The sequence below is a fragment of the Pedobacter nototheniae genome (assembly GCF_032678625.1).
GTDB lineage: Bacteria > Bacteroidota > Bacteroidia > Sphingobacteriales > Sphingobacteriaceae > Pedobacter > Pedobacter nototheniae_A.
On sequence record NZ_JAVTSO010000002.1, the window covers coordinates 656,037 to 673,191 of the forward strand.

Below are 17,155 nucleotides of genomic sequence, written 5' to 3' on the forward strand. Positions count from 1 at the left end.
CATTCATTATCTCTAAGAACGTATAATTCTATTAATTATTAATTCTATCATTCAAAATTAATTATTGCACAAAGATATTTATATTTTTGAGGATATATTTAAATTCAATTCTATTTATAACTAAGGATTTTCCACATGAAGAAAACTATTGCATTATTAACCGGCGGTACAACGGGCGAATGGGTGATATCGGTAAAAAGTGCGGCTACAATTGCGCAAAATATTGATACTGATTTATACGATGTATACAAAATAATGCTGAATGATAAAGGTTGGTTTTATGAACCTGCTGATTCTGTTAAGATTGATATAGATAAGAATGATTTTTCTTTAACGCTTGAAGGCCGAAAAATTAAATTCGACGGTGTTTTTATTGCCATTCATGGCTCTCCGGGTGAGGACGGAAAGCTACAAGGCTATTTTGATATGTTAAACATTCCTTATACTACCTGCGATGCTTTAACCTCATCTATTACCATGAATAAAGGTTATACGAAAGCCATTGTAGCGGGAAGTGAAAATTTAAATACAGCCAAATCCATACAGATATTTAAGGATGGGAATTATAAACTGGACCAGATTAAGCAGGATTTGAGGTTGCCCTATTTTGTAAAACCTAATAATGGTGGCAGCAGCATCGGAATGAGTAAAGTTAGCCATGCTGATGATCTTGCAGCTGCATTAGAAAAAGCATTTAAGGAAGATACCCAGATTTTAATTGAAGAATTTATTGAAGGACGCGAATTTACGGTTGGGGTAGCTAAATTAGATGGCGAGATAGTTGTTTTGCCACCAACTGAAGTGGAAACTGCAAAAGAGTTTTTTGATTTTGAGGCTAAATATACTCCAGGTGTGGCAACAGAAACAACACCGGCACCTATACGCGATGAAACAAAAGCGAGAGTGGCACAAATTGCTGCTGATGTATATAAAAAATTAAATTGCAGGGGCGTGGTCCGTATTGATTTTATTTTGACCGGAGATGAAGGCGATTTTTATTTTATAGAGATAAACACCATTCCGGGCCAAACAGCTACCAGCTTTATTCCGCAACAGGTAGCGGCTATGGGCTTAACCCTTAAAGAATTTTATACTAAACTAATGAAGGAAACTTTAAGCAATTAGTTGGTGTTTGGGCTTGATTTAAAAAGAAACGGATAACCGAAAACTAAAATGTATATCAAAAAACTTATAGAACAGGGTTTTCAGGTTAAAGAATATTTAAAGGATACGATAATTTACGAACCTGGTATGCAAGCCAGGTTTGTTTATTTTATACTTTCGGGCGAAATTAGAATGGTTACAGTTAGCGATGAAGGGAAGGAGTTTATACAGGGAATTTTTAAATCCGGACAATATTTTGGCGAACCGGCCTTGCTGATTAATCGCCCTTACCTGGCTTATACCATTACCAATAAAGACACACAGCTAATTGCAGTAAATAAAACTGCATTTTTCGATATACTTAAAAATGATACCGAGTTTAGTATGGATTTAATAAAAGTACTGAGCAATCGTCTTTTTTATAAATCAATGATGCTGGAAGAGCTGGCCAACGAAAAGGCAGAACACCGGTTGTTAACCATTATTAATTATCTGATTGCTGATGTGCAAGCTGGACAACCTTTAAACGTTACCAGACAAGAATTAGCAGATATGACAGGTTTACGTGTAGAAACCGTAATCCGAGAAATAAAGTTGCTGGCCACAAAACAAATTATACAACTTAAAAAAGGCAAAATCATTAAAAATGATGCCGTAGAAACAGATCATTTTTAATGATGTGTTTTAAGCCGAATTGTAACTAAAATTTACAGACCCATTTATTAATTCTATATTGGGCCAGTACCCGTTTAATCACGAAATGTAAGCTGATTGTCTTGTTTTGTAAATATGATGTAGGTCATGTTTTAGGCATGTAATTGGACTTAGATTTGTAACATTAAATAAAATTGAGTTATGGCAGAGTTATCTAAATTTCAAGCATTTATTCAGTGTAAGTGCCCACGTTGTAGAAAAGGTGATATTTTTACCGGAAGTGCATATGCTTTCAGATTACAAAAAACGAATGTAAATTGTCCGCATTGTAATTTAAAATTCGAACGCGAGCCCGGATTTTTCTATGTGGCCATGTTTGTAAGTTATGCAATGAATGTGGCAGAAATTATAACCATAGGCGTGGCTTCTTACGTTTTGGGCCTACCATTAATTTATGAAAACCTTTGGTATTACGTTGGACTGATTCTTTTTGGAGTTTTACTTTGTTCTCCAATTAATTATAGATATTCGAGGGTGGTTTTATTACATTATTTAACGCCTGGCTTACATTACGTGCCCGGTAGCGGAGATAATAATTAGAAATTTTATACCGACATTTATCCAATGAACTTTATGGATTGGATAAAACAACCCTGGCCCTGGTACATTGCAGGGCCTTTAATTGGTCTCATTGTTCCTGCATTATTGCTTCTTGGAAATAAATCTTTTGGCATTTCGGCCAATTTAAGACACATTTGTGCAGCCTGCATTCCGGCTAAGATTCCATTTTTTGAATACGACTGGAAAAAGGAAAGCTGGAATTTATTTTTTGTAGCAGGCATTTTGTTGGGCGCTTTTCTTACTTCCTTGTTACTTGTCAATCCTGGAGATATTAAGCTTAACTCTAAACTGGTAAGCGAGCTGGCCGGTTATGGCATTCATGATTTCTCGAACCTTGTTCCATCAGAAATAATCAGCTGGAGCAGTTTGTTTTCTGTAAAAGGTTTTATCTTAATTGTTTTTGGAGGTTTTTTAGTTGGGTTTGGTACCCGTTATGCTGGTGGTTGTACCAGCGGGCATGCCATTATGGGTATTTCCAGCTTACAGTGGCCATCTTTAATTGCAACAGTATGTTTTATGATAGGCGGTTTTTTTACAGCAAACCTCATATTACCTTATATTCTTAAATTGTAATGAAATTATTGGCGAATTTAAAGTACCTGGTTGTGGGCATGGTTTTCGGAATAGTATTCGTAAAAGCCGAAATTATTAGCTGGTTTCGCATTCAGGAAATGTTCAGGTTACAGTCATTCCATATGTATGGAGTAATTGGAAGTGCTATTTTGGTGGCTATGATTTCTATTTTAATGATTAAACGATTTAAAATTAAAACCATAACCGGTGAGGAAGTTGTTATTCACCCCAAGAAATTTAATAAGGGGCAAATTTATGGCGGATTGATCTTTGGAATGGGTTGGGCCATTACGGGTGCTTGCCCCGGACCGCTATTTGCACAAATTGGAACAAGAGCAACCGTTGTCGTCATTACCTTATTAAGCACTGTGGCAGGCACCTGGGTTTATGGTAAGTTTAAAGATTCTTTTCCGCAATGATAAACAGAAGGACTATTTAAACGCATCCAATAGGTTTTGCAATTCATCAAAACTGGCAAGTTCGTATAAACATGCGGTCAGGTTAAAAACAAAGTGAATAATTACCCCATACCAGATGGTTTTTTCTTTTACCCTGATAAAACCCAGTATAATCGCAAAAGGCAAAAGCCAGAAGAATGAAATCATGCTGAAATGCATAATAAAAAAAATAAAGGAGCTAATGTAAATGGCTTGTTTATCGTCTAAAATTCCAGTTAGCTTTTGCATTAAGTAGCCGCGAAATGCCAGCTCTTCAAATAATGCAGGAAACACGGCAACAGATAAGATCATCAGGGACTTTCCATAAGGATGATAACTGAATATACTATGATAATACTGCGTTTTATGCCAGATGAGCAAGTTTAAATGTATAACCAGGTATTGAACCGTTACAGAGGCTAAAGCAGCTACTACAATAAAAACAATAAGTTTAGTGAATGAAAAAGCTGGCCATTTAAGAATGTGTTTGTTTTCTCTCCAACTGTAACCAAAAAACATCAACGTTGTTAAGGCCAGCATAATATCCAGGTATAGGATAGAGGAGATGGTATGTACCTTTATAATTGATGGAATTATGCATAATAAAACCTGTACGGCAAAAAACAGCGCAATCTGTTTCAGGTTTGGCCATCCAAAACTTACTGTTTCTACTTCAGCAGGATTTTGTTGTTGCCCGCAGTTGTTGCAGTAATGGTTGCTGAACAGGATTTCTGATTGGCAATTGTGGCAAACTTTAGTTAAACTTTCTGTTTCTTCCAAAACTAATCTAAATTGAGTTCTTTTTTAAGCTTATCAACTTCAAGTACTGCTTTAATGCCTTTAATTAGGTAACCAATAACGATGATCTTGAAAATAATCCCTGAAAATATAGATACAGGAGAAACAACAGCATTTAAAATTTGAACCAGAATAAACAAAGATAAACCGGAGATTAATGCGGCAGCGGGTTTTGTTTTGCTCCAAACGGCAAGACCCAAAAAGGCACCCACTAATATGATGTTAGTGATTAACATAGGAAATGCATCTTCCGATTCTGCATTCATAAAGTAGGCAATCACCGTCCAAAAGGCTATAAGGCCTCCAATCCAATACAAAGATTTACGTGCCGAATCTATTTTACCGCCCGATTCTTGGAGTTCGATTTCTTTAACAGACCTTAATGAAACAAAGTTTTTCTGCTCCTGTTCAGTTCCATGCAAAGGGAAGCCACAGTTAAAACAAAAAGAATCTGCTGCAGAATAGGGTTTATAGCAGCAATTGCAAAAGGTATTGGATGAAATTTCCATGATGAGAGCGTTTTAATTTTAGTAAATATAGAATTGAAAATGTTAATCTCAAAAAGAATTAAATTTTTCCGTTCTAAAATATCTATCTGAGTTCGATTTTAAGCATGTTCCTGATTACTTAATGCGTCACTCTGAATTTATTTCAGGGTCTTTCTAACTAAAAAGGTGCTGAAATAAATTCTGCAAAACGATATCCGATCAATATATTACAGTAATGGCGATACAAGTCTTGCTGATTTTTCGAGCAACTGCCTTATCATCGGGCGGTTTTCCCATTCCATCCGGTCAATTTTTTTAGCGTTTAAAATATCATCGTAAAAGGCATTACTGAGTTCAGTTGCCAATTCTTCATCATAAATTATCGCGTTCACTTCAAAATTCAGGTCAAAACTTCGGTAGTCCATATTTGCCGTGCCAACCATTGCAATTTCACGATCAGCAACCATAGTTTTAGCATGCACAAATCCTTTTTGGTAAAGGTATATTTCCACACCCACCTTTAACAGTTCATCATAATAGGATTTGGCAGCTGAATTAACCAGTTTGGAGTCTGATTGATCGGGAACAAGTAATTTAATAGAAACACCTCCGAGCGCAGCAACAGTAAGCGCATCTATAATGCTCTCGCCCGGAATGAAATAGGGTGTAGTGATTAATATTTCTTTTTTAGCATTACTAATCACTTCCAGCAAAGAGAATAAGATTGAAGGGAAATTGGAATCAGGCCCGCTTGCTGCAATCTGAACCACTTTATTTCCGGAAGAATTGATATGATGCCTTGGAAAAAAAAGATTATTGGGTTCAAGCTTTTCTTCCGCGCAAAAATTCCAGTCGCATAAAAAAAGATATTGGAGATAATAAATTCCCGGGCCCTGCAAACGAAGGTGCGTGTCTCTCCAAAAAAGTGCTTTACTTCCCGGTTGATTTACATATCGGTCGCTCACATTAATGCCGCCTACAAATCCTGATGAACCATCAATAATAATAATTTTGCGATGGTTGCGGTAATTAAGCTGGTTGGCTAAAGCAATAAATGTAATTTTTGAAAATGCAAAAGCTTCAATTCCCGAATCTCGAAGTCTTTTCACCATCTTTTTCCGGATGGAACGACTTCCAAAATCGTCGTATATAAACCTGATTTTTACACCTTCTTTTGCTTTCTGGATTAAAATGCTTTCAATGGATCGCCCAACTTCATCATCTTCAAAAATATAATATTCGATATGGATATGATGTTTAGCTTCGCGAAGTGCCTGTAATACTTCAGGGAATTTATGCTCACCATTGAATAATAACTTTACATTATTATGCCCGGTTAAAGGGCTCTTGGTATCTTTAAGTAAAAGATGAGATAATCTTTGGTAAACCTGTACATTTTCAGGACTGTTATCAAATGTATTTCGAGAATATTGATCGATTTCTAAAGCAACACTTTTAGCAAGATTTTCGTTCTGTACCAGTTTTTTAGAAAACATTTTTCTCTTGCGGTAGTTGATGCCGACCGAAAAATAAATGATCATACCCAGCAACGGAACAAAAATAATAAGCAGGAGATAGGCAAGTGTTTTGGTGTTGCTTCGAGTATCTATAATAACCCTTAAACAAACGAGTACAACTACAATTGCATAAACAATTTCTGACAAAAGTAACCAGTTCATCTGTATCAGGTTAAGGTTTAAAGGTATTTATTTCTTGAATTGATTTAAATTAGTTAAAACTATACTGTTCTTATAGCTTTAACCAGTTTTTTAACCTGATCAACAGAAGTTAATTCGTATTGATATTCATCATCAATGTTTCCCATTTTGGTTTTTGTGTTGCGGTATTCCATTTTACTGGCTACAAATGCTTTTGCTGAGGCATGAAAATCCTGGGCGCCTGTTTTTGTCATCAATTCGATGATGTTATTTTCATTAATACCAGCGCCAGGCATAATGGCTATCCTTCCATTTGCCTGTTTAACGAGCTTTGCCAATGCATCAAGCCCCTTGATGGCAGATGATGATCCTCCCGATGAAAGCACACGTACAATGCCCAGTTCTATTAAATCCTCTAATGCTTTTTCTTTATCGTTACTCATGTCAAATGCCCGGTGAAAAGCAACTGGCATAGGCTTGGCAAGTTCAATAAGTTCATGCATGCGTTTTTTATCTATACTGCCATCTTGATTTAATATACCGGTAACAATTCCATCACAATTTAATGATTTACAGATTTTTATATCCTCTTTTATCAATTCAAACTCTAAGTCAGAATACAGAAAATCTCCGCCACGCGGCCTTATAATAGGCCAGATTTCTATATGAAGATTTTTTTTGGATAAGACAATTTGCCCATAACTGGGCGTTGTTCCGCCTTCTGCCAAATTATCACATAATTCTACACGCTTTGCTCCGCCATTTTGAGCCGCAAGGGCAGAAGCATAAGAATTGGCGCAAATTTCTAAAACATTCATGTTTAAATCTTCAGGTGGTTGTAAGTTGATGGTATTATTAATTTAATCTTCGGCAGAAACCGGCCCTAAAACCTTCCAGCCAGCATTTGATTTAAATGTATTTAATTGTTGAATTGATTTTCCGCCATCCAGAAACCAGCAAACCTCCGTAATAATCCAGTGGTTTTCGTCAGTTTTTTCCCTTTCTGTAAAAGCATTCTGAAGGTTGGAGAAGTCAGGGAAGCCATTTTCCACCAGGTTATTTATAAAGGAGAGGTGTAAAACTTCGGCTGTACTCGCAATTATTTCGTCAGCCTTTTCCATATTCAGACGGGAAAGCATCATTTTGGCTTCTTCGTAAAAGTCTTTACACGCTAATGCAGCCTCAATATCTTTTTCGCTATACGCTTTTTCCAAGGCTAAAATTGCACCCTCTGGTGTATCAAAATTAGCTTTAAAATGGTCTACACCTTCGTCAATGTATAAGTTTATGCTTTTATCAAAGGCCGGGCGCTCTTGTTCAGGTACGCCGTCTCTTATGGCTCTTATGGTATATCCGCCAATTAACCTGCCATTTTCTATCGTCATCCAATCGGAAATCAAATTACGGTCAATTCCGATTTTTTGTTCAAAGTGTACTGTGGTTACATTAACGGGCTCATTTCCTACAGTTCCGAATAAGTTTCCCTCATCGTCAAAATGAGGATCGGTAAGCCAGATGTGTTCGCTGTTTTCCTGGTCTACAATTTTTACTTTTACAGAAAAATAAACTTGCTGGGGTTGAGGATTTTTAAGACTTTCTTCAAAATACCAAAGAGTTAAACTCGCTTTTTCAATTGCCCAGTTCATGCGTTCGTCCTCATTAGGGATGTAAACCATGTCGGGTTCGTTTTTACGTTCTTCTACGTTTTTCTTTCCGAAAATTTTTGATAATAGGCCCATGTTGTAGTTATAGGTTTATTAGGGAGTGTTCAATTAATTTAGTAATAACTTTTGCCTTTTATAAGCAAATCTTGCTTTTCTGCGTTGCAAACAGCATAGCTAAAGCCTTGTTGGATGGCGTAGGCACCATATTCGCCTTTTTTGTTGATGGCTAAAAATCCCACCTGAATATTTTTTGCAGTTTCGGGTTTCTTTTTGATGATTCTTAAAACAGCTTCTTTACAGGCTGCTTCTGGAGTATAACCCTGGCGCATTAATTCTACAACCAAAAATGAACCAACATTTCTAACGACTTCTTCTCCAACACCTGTTGAAGTTGCTCCACCTACTTCATTATCAACGTAAAGGCCAGCACCAATAATAGGGCTGTCGCCAATACGACCATGCAGTTTGTAGGCCATGCCACTGGTGGTACAGGCACCAGAAATATTTCCTTTGGCATCAATAGCCAGCATGCCAATGGTATCGTGGTTATACTGGTTTCCTGGTAATTTTTGAGGAGCGGCTTTTTCGTAAAGTTTATTTTCAATATTCATTACCGGAGCATACTTTGCTGTTTTTAACCATTCTTTCCAGGCTTTTTCACTGGCGGGTGTTAGCAGGTTTTCTTTTTTAAAACCTTGCTCCAGTGCAAATTGCAGTGCACCATCGCCTGCAAGCATTACATGCGGGGTTTTCTCCATTACTTTACGGGCCACCGAAATGGGATGTTTAATATGCTCAAGGGCTAACACCGCTCCGCAATTACCCAATTCATCCATAATACAGGCATCTAAGGTTACATGCCCATCGCGATCGGGTAAACCGCCATAACCAACAGATTGATTTTTTTCATCTGCTTCAGGTACCCAAACTCCCTGTTCTACAGCATCAAGTGCCCGGCCACCGGCCACTAAAACTTTCCAGGCATCCGCATTGGCAGCGATTCCAAAATCCCATGTTGAAATTACGATGGGCAGATTTTTCGTATCTTTTTGCGTAGCGGGAATAGCATCCGCTAAGCTGGTTTTATCAAGGGCTAATAATCCTGCAGAAAGGGCAGAGGCTTTAATAAATTTACGGCGGTTAAACATTTAGATTGTGATTGTTTGGTTAAGGTTTAGTTATTTTTTAATCAATTTGAAAATTATCGGCATCTTTTAGAAATGGAAACTGCCTGCGAATTTTTACAATTTCCTCGTAAGTGATGGTAATGGTGTACATATCTTCGTCTTCAGGCTTGTAATAAACGGTATTTCCGTAAGGATCAATGCACATGGAGTGCCCGCCATGATAAATCTGATTGCCATCATGCCCAACACGATTTACGCCAATTACATAACTTTGGTTTTCTATTGCTCTTGCCGGTATCAATGCTTTCCAATGAGATGAACGTTTATCGGGCCAGCTGGCTACGAGCAGTAAAATATCATATTCAGCATCCTTATTTCTCAACCAAACCGGGAAACGTAAATCATAGCAAACAGCCAAACGTATTTTCCAGCCTTTAAGCTCTACAATTAATTTATCTTTTCCGGGGGTATAATGTTTGTCTTCGTCGCCCATGCTAAATAAATGCCTTTTATCATAATGCTGGTGTTCGCCATTGGCAGGCATCCAAATCATACGGTTATAATAATGGCCATTTTCTTTGATGATAAGGCTTCCGGTTACCACACATTCATATTTTTGAGCCATCTGCTGCATCCATTGCATGGTTTTGCCACCCATTTCTTCTGCAAGTGATTCTGATTGCATACTGAAACCTGTGTTAAACATTTCGGGCAAGATGATCAGGTCGGTTTTTTCTCTAACGCCCATTGATAACCTAAGGCTGAGGTTTTGAAGGTTTTTGTCTATATTTTCCCAAAACAGATAGGCCTGAAAGACCGTAACTTTCAGGTTTTCTATTTTGGTATAAATCGGTGCTTCCATATGTTTATTGGTTTGGGAGGTTTAAACATTTTTTAATTTTTCTGCAGCCATGGAAAGGGTCGAATTTTCTTTAGCAAAGCAGAGGCGAATAATTTTATGGTCGGTATTTCTTTGGTAAAATGCCGAAACGGGGATGGTGGCAACGCCAAATTCTTTAATCAGCCTTATGCTAAAATCGGTGTCTTTTTCATCACTGATATCAGTATAGCTTACGCATTGAAAGTAGGAACCATTACAAGGTAGTAAATTAAAGCGGCTCTCTGCCAAAAGTGATCTGAAATAATCTCTTTTTTGCTGAAAAAAATGTGCAATTCCACTATAGTTTTCAGGTTTATTAATGTAATTAGCTATTGCATGTTGCATTGGACTATTAACGCTAAAAACATTAAATTGGTGTACTTTTCTAAATTCTGCCATTAGTTTGGCCGGCGCGAGGCAGTAGCCGAGTTTCCATCCTGTAGCATGTAGCAGCTTGCCGAATGAAGCAACAATAAAACTTCTCTCTTTTAACTCCGGATAAAGCATAACACTCTGGTGCTTTTGCTCATCGAATATTAAATGTTCATATACCTCATCACTTAAGATCAGGATATCAGTATCGTTCGTTAATTTAATCAACGCCTCAATATCTTCCTTTGATAAAATACTTCCTGTAGGATTTTGGGGCGAATTTAGAATAATCATTCTGGTATTAACGGTAAACAGTTTTTTAACCATTTCCCAATCAATACTATAATTTGGCGGCGCCAGGGCATAACTTTTAACCAGGCCACCAAAAAGCTTTACAGTAGGTGCGTAACAATCGTAAGCGGGTTCGAAAATAATCACTTCATCACCCGGGTTAATTATGGCCGCCAATGCCGTAAAAATGGCTTGGGTTCCGCCGGCTGTAACTGTAATTTCAGTATCTGGATTGTATTTTATTTGGTACAGGTTTTCTACCTTTTCGGCGATGCTTTCGCGTAAGGCAGGTAAGCCTGTCATTGGCGCATATTGGTTAAAGCCATCTTTCATGGCTTTGGTAACCAGTTCTGTAAGCTTAGGGTCGCATGCGTAGTCTGGAAAGCCCTGAGAAAGATTTATAGCATTGTACTCGGTAGCGAGCTTAGACATTACCGTGAAAATAGTAGTGCCTACGCCCGGAAGTTTTGATTGTATATTCATAATGATTGTAAGCGAAAATAGGAAAAAGAATATTAAGGTAAAAGGTTTAATGAGGTAGCTTTAGGCTTTAAAATCTAAAGTCGACCTTTAATCCAAACTGTTTGGCTGCTTAAAAAACGTATAGAAATGTTAAAATTGTATTATTTCAATTATATTTCCATGTTATCTATAATTAATCCAAATAAAGCTTTTTCTTTGCAAGGCAATCAATACAATTATGAAATTTAGATACCTCGTTGCGATAGGCTTAATGATAATTACAGCCTCAGCATTTGTGAGTCCTAAAAAGACTTTTCGAACATTTGTTTCCAATTACGAAAATGTTTTGGGCACTTCCCTGGAGTTGAAATTTAAAGCAGTTAACCAGTTTGATGCTGATGCGGCAGAAACAAATGCCTTAAATGAAATCGATCGTTTGGATGCTATTTTAAGTTCATACAAAACAACAAGTGAGTTTAGTCAATGGCTTAGAAATGGCCGTCAAACGACAAAAATATCACCTGAATTATTTGAAGTTTTACAACAATTTGAAAGCTATAAAAGCTTAACCAACGGGGCTTTGGATGCTTCTGCTGAACTTGTAAGTCAGATTTGGAAAAAAGCGGCTAATACACATCATTTACCCTCTGCTCCGGAACTGCAAAATGCTGTAAATGCCATAAAGCAGAAGCATTATATTCTGGATGAAAAAAATCTGACGGTAACCCGATTGGATGCTGCACCCTTAGCTTTAAATTCCTTTGCTAAAAGTTACATCATCAATAAAGCTGCTGAAAAAGCCATGAAAAGCCCGGGCATTGAAAATGTGGTGGTTAATATTGGTGGCGATATGGTTATTAAAGGTTCTGATGCAGAAAGTATTGAAATTGCCAATCCAAAAGCCGATGCTGAAAATGATGTTGCCTTAACAACCATCAAGGTTTCGAATATGGCTGTTGCAACGAGTGGAAATTACCGCAGAGGTTTTAATGTAAATGGAAAATGGTATTCTCATATAATCGATCCACGTACAGGTAAGCCAGTTACTGAAATTATTAGTGCCACTGTAATTGCTCCTAATGCCAGCGAAGCGGGCGCTTTAGCTACCTCTTTTAATGTATTATCAGTCGATGAAATTGAGAAATTGTCAGCATCAAAAGGAGATATTGAATATTTATTGGTTACAAGAGAAGGTAAAGAAATTAAAAGCAAAGGCTGGGCTAAATATGAAACAGCTGTTTCAAAACCTGCTATTGAGCATAATACCTATAACAAAGCAGATAAAATCTGGAATACAAAATATGAACTTATAGTTAATCTTGAAATTGCTAATATCGAATCTACAGATGGAAGACGCGCACGCCGTCCTTTTATAGCCGTTTGGGTAGAAGATCAGGCAAAAATGCCAGTTCGTAACCTTGCAATCTGGTATAATAAACCCCGTTGGTTACCTGATTTAAAATCATGGACGCGTGTTAATGGCGACGAATTTAAAAAAGGTGAAGATGGAAAAATAAGTTCTACCAGTAGTGCAACTCGCGGCCCTGGAAAGTATAGTCTTGCATGGGATGGGAAAGACGATAACGGTAAATTGGTTAAAGAAAGTACTTATACTGTTTATATTGAAGTTGCCCGAGAGCACGGAACTTACCAGATGATTTCGCAAACGATGAAATTTACAGGTTCTGCAAAAAGAATTGAATTAACCCCGAATCCAGAATTAGCTTCAGCATCACTTGACTACAGAAAAATCGCAAACACCAAAAAGTAATATAATTGCTGCCCCTGTTGGATTAGGTCGTAAACAGGAAAAAAAAGAAACAGGGAAAGGAAAAGGTAAAAAACGGCTGGCTGGTTTATCGCGCTGGTTACATATCTACCTTTCTATGGTAAGTTTTACCATATTGTTGTTTTTCGCAGTCTCGGGTTTAACATTGAACCATGCTGATTGGTTTACATCCGGCAAGGAGGTGGTGGTTAAGGATTCGGGTCTGGTTAATCTGAAATGGGTAAATCAGGCGGATACAAGTAAAATTAATAAACTTCAGCTGGTTGAGTATTTTAGAAGTAAACATGATGTCAAAGGTATTCTTAGTGATTTTAGAATTGACGATAACGAATGCAGTCTAACTTTTAACGGGCCTGGTTATGTAGCGGATGCTTTCGTTGACCGCGAAAATGGCAAATATGAATTATCTGTTACCCGAATGGGAGTTGTTGCCGTAATTAATGATTTGCATAAAGGACGCGACTCTGGTAAAGCATGGTCTTGGATTATAGATATTTCTGCAGTATTAATGACATTGGTATCCATCTCCGGCATTATTTTGATCTGCTTCATTAAAAAGAAAAGACTAAGCGGATTTATTATTGCAGCCGTTGGAACAATTATTTGTTACTTGATTTATAGGCTTTTTGTTCCATAAAATGCACTTAAGAAAATAACTAAAACTCAGGTGTTCTAAGATGTCTTAGGTAGTGATAAACAAAGATGTTTCTTGTTCTGAATTTACGATCTTATACAACCTAAGTTCACCTAAGAAAACAACTAAAACTCAGGTGTTCTAAGATGCCTTAGGTGGTGATAAACGATAGAATGTATTTTGTTTATGCTTTTATTTGAATTTACCAACCTTAGACACCTAAGTGCACCTAAGAGAATAACTAAAAATCTGGTGCTCTAAGATGCCTTAGATGGTAATAAACATAGATGTTTCTTGTATGAATTTACCACCTTAGACACCTAAGTACACCTAAGAGAATAACTAAACTCAGGTGTTCTAATATGCCTTAGGTGGTGATAAACAATAGATGTATCTTGTTTGAATTTATGATCTTAGACACCAAAGTGCAACTAAGAAAATAACCAAACTCAGGTGCTCTAAGATGCCTTAGGTGGTAATAAACAATAGATGTATTTTTTGTGCTATAGTTTTTGAATTTACCATCTTAGACACCTAAGTACCCCTAAGAAAATAACTAAAACTCAGGTGTTCTAATATGCCTTAGTTGGTGATAAACGATAGATGTTTCTTGTTTGAATTTATCATCTTAGACACCTAAGTACACCTAAGAGAATAACTAAAACTCAGGTGTTCTAATATGCCTTAGGTGGTGATAAACAATAGATGTATCTTGTTTTGAATTTATCATCTTAGACACCTATTACACTTAAGAAAATAACCAAAACTCAGGTGCTCTAATATGCCTTAGGTGGTGATAAATATTGTATCCTACTTGTAAATTTAATGTGCGATAACAGTGGCATCAGCTGATGCTTCTACTTCTGTGGTAATAAATCTCCGGCCAATTAAAAGACAGAGCATGGCCACAAGTGCGGCGGCGGTCATTACAATAGGCATTGGCAATACGGAATGCTCGCTGAATAAACTAACCATTACGGAAGCAAATGCACCTAAACCCATTTGAAAAGCGCCCATTAAAGCGGATGCGCTTCCTGCATTTTTACTAAATGGCGCTAAAGATAAGGCTGCAGCATTTGGATTGATTAAACCCAGACAGCACAGAAACAACGCGATAAAAATAATTGTCGTGTATAAATCAAGCCAGTTGTTTAAAGCAAATACTAAAAAGATTAAACTGAAAATGCATTGCGCCAATAAAGCCCATTGTACAATTTTTTTACTGCTAAACCACCTCAAAATCAGGCTGTTTATTTGACTGGATCCAATAAAGAAAACGGATAATATAGCAAAAATCCATCCGTATCCTGTTTTACTAACTGTGTAAATTTTCATGAATACCGTAGGCGAGGCAGAAACGTAAGCAAATAGACCTGAAAAAGTAATGGAACTAATTAAGGCGTAAGTATAAAATTGTGGATCTTTTAAAACAAGCAAAAAGTTGTTTATTATGGGTTTGGGTTTTAACGAATAGGTGGGATCAGGTTTATAACTTTCGGGCAGTTTAAAAATGGAAGCCAATAGCATCAATACTGCCATAAAACCTAAAAATACGAATACATATTTCCAACCCAGAGCAGCAATTAAGTAACCGCCAGCAGTTGGTGCCAACATTGGAGATACCGCTATAACCAGCATTAAAGAAGCAAATACTTTGGGGCTTTCTTCCACAGAAAATAAATCCCTAACCATAGCTACTGATGCTACTGCGGTGGCGCAGCTGCCTATGGCCTGTACAAAACGCAAAACAATTAGCTGGTCGATATTGGTTACAGCCAAACAGCCTAATGAAGCAAAAATATAAAGGACTAAACCAAAGTATAATGGTTTTTTGCGCCCGTATTTATCTAATAAAGGACCATAAAGTAATTGTCCGGCAGAAATACCAATAAAAAAACTGGATAGCGAAAGTGAAACGGCAGACTCTGTAGTATGTAAATCCTTAGCAATATCGATAAAGCCAGGGAGGTACATATCAATTGAAAAAGGGCCAAGTGCGGCTAAAGAGCCAAGTATTAAGATAAGATAAAAGTGTTGTTTTTTAGCCATGGAACCTCTGGTTTTTTCTGAGCCGCAAAGATTGCGAGATTTAATTATTTAAATTGCTTCTTAAGGTCTGTGTTTTGTAAAAATAGAGGTATTTCATTCATTCTTGTGAAAGTAAAGACTAAAAATTACTAATCTAATAGGAGCTCTAAACTTTTAAGACAAAATGCTGAATATTTTATCACTTAAAAATAATCAGACAGTGGTTATTTATCCGATTTATTTATAGTTTTATAGGCTATGACTTTTAAAACAAAAGAAAGCCGTCTTTTACTCGTTCTTGGGAGTTTTTTCGTGGCCAATGCAATATTATCAGAGTTTATTGGCGTAAAGCTGTTTAGCGTTGAGGGAACACTTGGAATCAAACCCTTTGATATTAATTTACTTGGCGTTCCGCATTTGTCTTTTCATATGTCCGCAGGAGTATTAACCTGGCCGATTATTTTCATTATGACTGATATTATCAATGAATATTTTGGTGTAAAACAAGTACGGTTTTTATCTATATTAACGTCTATATTAATTGCTTTCGCATTTTTTGTAGTTTGGGCAGCCATGCATTTACAACCTTCCGATTTTTGGGTTAATCAACAAATCAACGGAGAAAATTTAAATATGAATAATGCTTTTGCAGGAATATTTGGACAGGGCATGTGGATTATTGTGGGCTCTATTACGGCATTTATGATTGGCCAGCTGGCAGACGTTTTAATCTTTCATAAAATTAAAAAAATAACCGGAGAAAGAGCTTTATGGTTGCGGGCTACAGGTTCAACTTTGATTTCACAACTGATTGATAGTTTTGTAGTTATATTTATTGCTTTCTATTTAAATCCACAATACCATTACAGCTGGCAAATGGTTGGCGCAATTGGTTTAGTTGGTTATACATATAAATTTGTAGTCGCTATTTTAATGACACCTATTTTATACATTGTACATGGTATTATCGATGGTTATTTAGGTAAAGATTTAGCACATAAACTCATTAAGATGGCGGGCAGAGGTTAAGTAATATTTTGAAACATCCCTAAAAATATATGAAACTAAAATTATTAACGCTTTCGGCTATTACATTGCTAATGGCCTGCAAAAACAAAAGTGAAAATTCAAATAATGCTCAAATGCCTATTCAGGGCACGTGGGAGCTGGTATCAGCAACAACTATCGAAAATGGAGCGAGTAAAACAACGGACTACACGAAGGATTCAAAAATGATTAAGATTATTAATGCTACGCATTTCGCATTTTTAAAACACAGCATCAATCCAAAAGATACTGCTGGTTTTGATGCTGGCGGTGGGCGTTATGAACTTAAAGGAAATGAATATACCGAACATTTAGACTATTATAAGGACAAAAACTGGGCAGGTAAAACTTTCAAATTCACGGTAACTTTAAGTCAGGATACTTTAATTCAAAAAGGAGAGGAGAAGGTAGAAGCAGCAGGTATTAATCGTGTAATTATTGAAAAATACATTAAAGCTAAATCATAAAACACAAAAGGCCGGAATCGCTCCGGCCTTTATGCTTAACAACAAAACAAATAAAAAAATT

18 protein-coding genes are annotated in these 17,155 nt (G+C 36.8%); 9 read left to right on the forward strand and 9 right to left on the reverse strand.

The window, feature by feature from the left end; all coding sequences use genetic code 11:
* Nucleotides 1-135 precede the first annotated feature (135 nt).
* The 5 genes from R2Q77_RS08535 to R2Q77_RS08555 all read left to right on the forward strand — a co-directional run bounded on the left by R2Q77_RS08535 (nucleotide 136) and on the right by R2Q77_RS08555 (nucleotide 3,371).
* Entirely contained in the window at nucleotides 136-1,125 is a 990-nt protein-coding gene (locus R2Q77_RS08535; protein WP_316803299.1) for a D-alanine--D-alanine ligase, read from the forward strand.
* A 48-nt stretch (nucleotides 1,126-1,173) separates the two neighbouring features.
* Nucleotides 1,174-1,779 (forward strand): Crp/Fnr family transcriptional regulator, encoded by a 606-nt coding sequence (locus R2Q77_RS08540; protein WP_316803300.1) that lies wholly within the window; start codon nucleotides 1,174-1,176, stop codon nucleotides 1,777-1,779.
* Between the two features lie 180 nt (nucleotides 1,780-1,959).
* Nucleotides 1,960-2,358: a DUF983 domain-containing protein gene (locus R2Q77_RS08545; RefSeq protein ID WP_316803301.1), complete on the forward strand. Its 399-nt coding sequence runs from the start codon at nucleotides 1,960-1,962 to the stop codon at nucleotides 2,356-2,358.
* A gap of 33 nt (nucleotides 2,359-2,391) precedes the next feature.
* Nucleotides 2,392-2,952 carry a YeeE/YedE family protein gene (locus R2Q77_RS08550; protein ID WP_316803302.1) on the forward strand — a complete coding sequence of 187 codons (561 nt, stop codon included), beginning with the start codon at nucleotides 2,392-2,394 and terminating at the stop codon, nucleotides 2,950-2,952.
* A complete protein-coding gene (locus tag R2Q77_RS08555; RefSeq protein ID WP_316803303.1) occupies nucleotides 2,952-3,371 on the forward strand; it encodes a DUF6691 family protein in 420 nt (139 codons plus the stop codon). Before R2Q77_RS08550 ends, R2Q77_RS08555 begins: the two co-directional genes overlap by 1 nt.
* 12 nt (nucleotides 3,372-3,383) lie before the next feature.
* On the opposite strand, the gene R2Q77_RS08560 is transcribed toward R2Q77_RS08555, so the two are convergent.
* From R2Q77_RS08560 to R2Q77_RS08595, 8 genes are all read right to left on the reverse strand, one after another.
* The gene (locus R2Q77_RS08560) at nucleotides 3,384-4,169 is read right to left on the reverse strand and encodes a type II CAAX endopeptidase family protein (protein ID WP_316803304.1); all 786 of its coding nucleotides are present in this window, start codon (nucleotides 4,167-4,169) and stop codon (nucleotides 3,384-3,386) included.
* A gap of 2 nt (nucleotides 4,170-4,171) precedes the next feature.
* A complete protein-coding gene (locus R2Q77_RS08565) occupies nucleotides 4,172-4,696 on the reverse strand; it encodes a hypothetical protein (RefSeq protein WP_316803305.1) in 525 nt (174 codons plus the stop codon).
* Between the two features lie 206 nt (nucleotides 4,697-4,902).
* Nucleotides 4,903-6,354: a cardiolipin synthase gene (cls, locus tag R2Q77_RS08570; RefSeq protein ID WP_316803306.1), complete on the reverse strand. Its 1,452-nt coding sequence runs from the start codon at nucleotides 6,352-6,354 to the stop codon at nucleotides 4,903-4,905.
* A 59-nt stretch (nucleotides 6,355-6,413) separates the two neighbouring features.
* Nucleotides 6,414-7,151 carry a copper homeostasis protein CutC gene (locus R2Q77_RS08575; protein ID WP_316803307.1) on the reverse strand — a complete coding sequence of 246 codons (738 nt, stop codon included), beginning with the start codon at nucleotides 7,149-7,151 and terminating at the stop codon, nucleotides 6,414-6,416.
* Nucleotides 7,152-7,193: 42 nt separating this feature from the next.
* A complete protein-coding gene (locus R2Q77_RS08580; RefSeq protein WP_316803308.1) occupies nucleotides 7,194-8,072 on the reverse strand; it encodes a YegJ family protein in 879 nt (292 codons plus the stop codon).
* Nucleotides 8,073-8,110: 38 nt separating this feature from the next.
* Complete coding sequence (locus R2Q77_RS08585) at nucleotides 8,111-9,145, reverse strand: N(4)-(beta-N-acetylglucosaminyl)-L-asparaginase (protein ID WP_316803309.1); 1,035 nt, start codon at nucleotides 9,143-9,145, stop codon at nucleotides 8,111-8,113.
* Nucleotides 9,146-9,182: 37 nt separating this feature from the next.
* Entirely contained in the window at nucleotides 9,183-9,986 is an 804-nt protein-coding gene (locus R2Q77_RS08590; protein WP_316803310.1) for a nitrilase family protein, read from the reverse strand.
* Between the two features lie 21 nt (nucleotides 9,987-10,007).
* On the reverse strand, nucleotides 10,008-11,153 hold the full coding sequence (locus tag R2Q77_RS08595; protein WP_316803609.1) for a methionine aminotransferase: 1,146 nt from the start codon (nucleotides 11,151-11,153) through the stop codon (nucleotides 10,008-10,010).
* 214 nt (nucleotides 11,154-11,367) lie between these two features.
* Between R2Q77_RS08595 and R2Q77_RS08600 the strand changes: the two genes are divergently transcribed.
* Nucleotides 11,368-12,900, forward strand: coding sequence for a DUF2271 domain-containing protein (locus R2Q77_RS08600; protein WP_316803311.1), 1,533 nt, complete (start codon nucleotides 11,368-11,370; stop codon nucleotides 12,898-12,900).
* Entirely contained in the window at nucleotides 12,866-13,555 is a 690-nt protein-coding gene (locus R2Q77_RS08605) for a PepSY-associated TM helix domain-containing protein (RefSeq protein WP_316803312.1), read from the forward strand. Before R2Q77_RS08600 ends, R2Q77_RS08605 begins: the two co-directional genes overlap by 35 nt.
* A gap of 819 nt (nucleotides 13,556-14,374) precedes the next feature.
* Here the strand turns inward: R2Q77_RS08605 and R2Q77_RS08610 are convergent.
* Complete coding sequence (locus R2Q77_RS08610) at nucleotides 14,375-15,601, reverse strand: multidrug effflux MFS transporter (protein ID WP_316803313.1); 1,227 nt, start codon at nucleotides 15,599-15,601, stop codon at nucleotides 14,375-14,377.
* Between the two features lie 237 nt (nucleotides 15,602-15,838).
* Here R2Q77_RS08610 and R2Q77_RS08615 point away from each other — a divergent pair, with 237 nt between their 5' ends.
* Both R2Q77_RS08615 and R2Q77_RS08620 read left to right on the forward strand, forming a co-directional pair.
* Nucleotides 15,839-16,609 (forward strand): queuosine precursor transporter, encoded by a 771-nt coding sequence (locus R2Q77_RS08615; protein ID WP_316803314.1) that lies wholly within the window; start codon nucleotides 15,839-15,841, stop codon nucleotides 16,607-16,609.
* 29 nt (nucleotides 16,610-16,638) lie between these two features.
* Nucleotides 16,639-17,094 (forward strand): hypothetical protein, encoded by a 456-nt coding sequence (locus R2Q77_RS08620; protein ID WP_316803315.1) that lies wholly within the window; start codon nucleotides 16,639-16,641, stop codon nucleotides 17,092-17,094.
* Nucleotides 17,095-17,155 lie beyond the last annotated feature (61 nt).

Excerpts from the sequence above, each read along its gene's own strand:
- R2Q77_RS08535 (WP_316803299.1), top strand. The coding sequence starts at position 136 with ATGAAGAAAACTATTGCATTATTAACCGGCGGTACAACGGGCGAATGG.
- R2Q77_RS08540 (WP_316803300.1), top strand. The coding sequence starts at position 1,174 with ATGTATATCAAAAAACTTATAGAACAGGGTTTTCAGGTTAAAGAATAT.
- R2Q77_RS08545 (WP_316803301.1), top strand. The coding sequence starts at position 1,960 with ATGGCAGAGTTATCTAAATTTCAAGCATTTATTCAGTGTAAGTGCCCA.
- R2Q77_RS08550 (WP_316803302.1), top strand. The coding sequence starts at position 2,392 with ATGGATTGGATAAAACAACCCTGGCCCTGGTACATTGCAGGGCCTTTA.
- R2Q77_RS08555 (WP_316803303.1), top strand. The coding sequence starts at position 2,952 with ATGAAATTATTGGCGAATTTAAAGTACCTGGTTGTGGGCATGGTTTTC.
- R2Q77_RS08565 (WP_316803305.1), bottom strand. The coding sequence starts at position 4,696 with ATGGAAATTTCATCCAATACCTTTTGCAATTGCTGCTATAAACCCTAT.
- cls (WP_316803306.1), bottom strand. The coding sequence starts at position 6,354 with ATGAACTGGTTACTTTTGTCAGAAATTGTTTATGCAATTGTAGTTGTA.
- R2Q77_RS08575 (WP_316803307.1), bottom strand. The coding sequence starts at position 7,151 with ATGAATGTTTTAGAAATTTGCGCCAATTCTTATGCTTCTGCCCTTGCG.
- R2Q77_RS08580 (WP_316803308.1), bottom strand. The coding sequence starts at position 8,072 with ATGGGCCTATTATCAAAAATTTTCGGAAAGAAAAACGTAGAAGAACGT.
- R2Q77_RS08585 (WP_316803309.1), bottom strand. The coding sequence starts at position 9,145 with ATGTTTAACCGCCGTAAATTTATTAAAGCCTCTGCCCTTTCTGCAGGA.
- R2Q77_RS08590 (WP_316803310.1), bottom strand. The coding sequence starts at position 9,986 with ATGGAAGCACCGATTTATACCAAAATAGAAAACCTGAAAGTTACGGTC.
- R2Q77_RS08600 (WP_316803311.1), top strand. The coding sequence starts at position 11,368 with ATGAAATTTAGATACCTCGTTGCGATAGGCTTAATGATAATTACAGCC.
- R2Q77_RS08610 (WP_316803313.1), bottom strand. The coding sequence starts at position 15,601 with ATGGCTAAAAAACAACACTTTTATCTTATCTTAATACTTGGCTCTTTA.
- R2Q77_RS08615 (WP_316803314.1), top strand. The coding sequence starts at position 15,839 with ATGACTTTTAAAACAAAAGAAAGCCGTCTTTTACTCGTTCTTGGGAGT.
- R2Q77_RS08620 (WP_316803315.1), top strand. The coding sequence starts at position 16,639 with ATGAAACTAAAATTATTAACGCTTTCGGCTATTACATTGCTAATGGCC.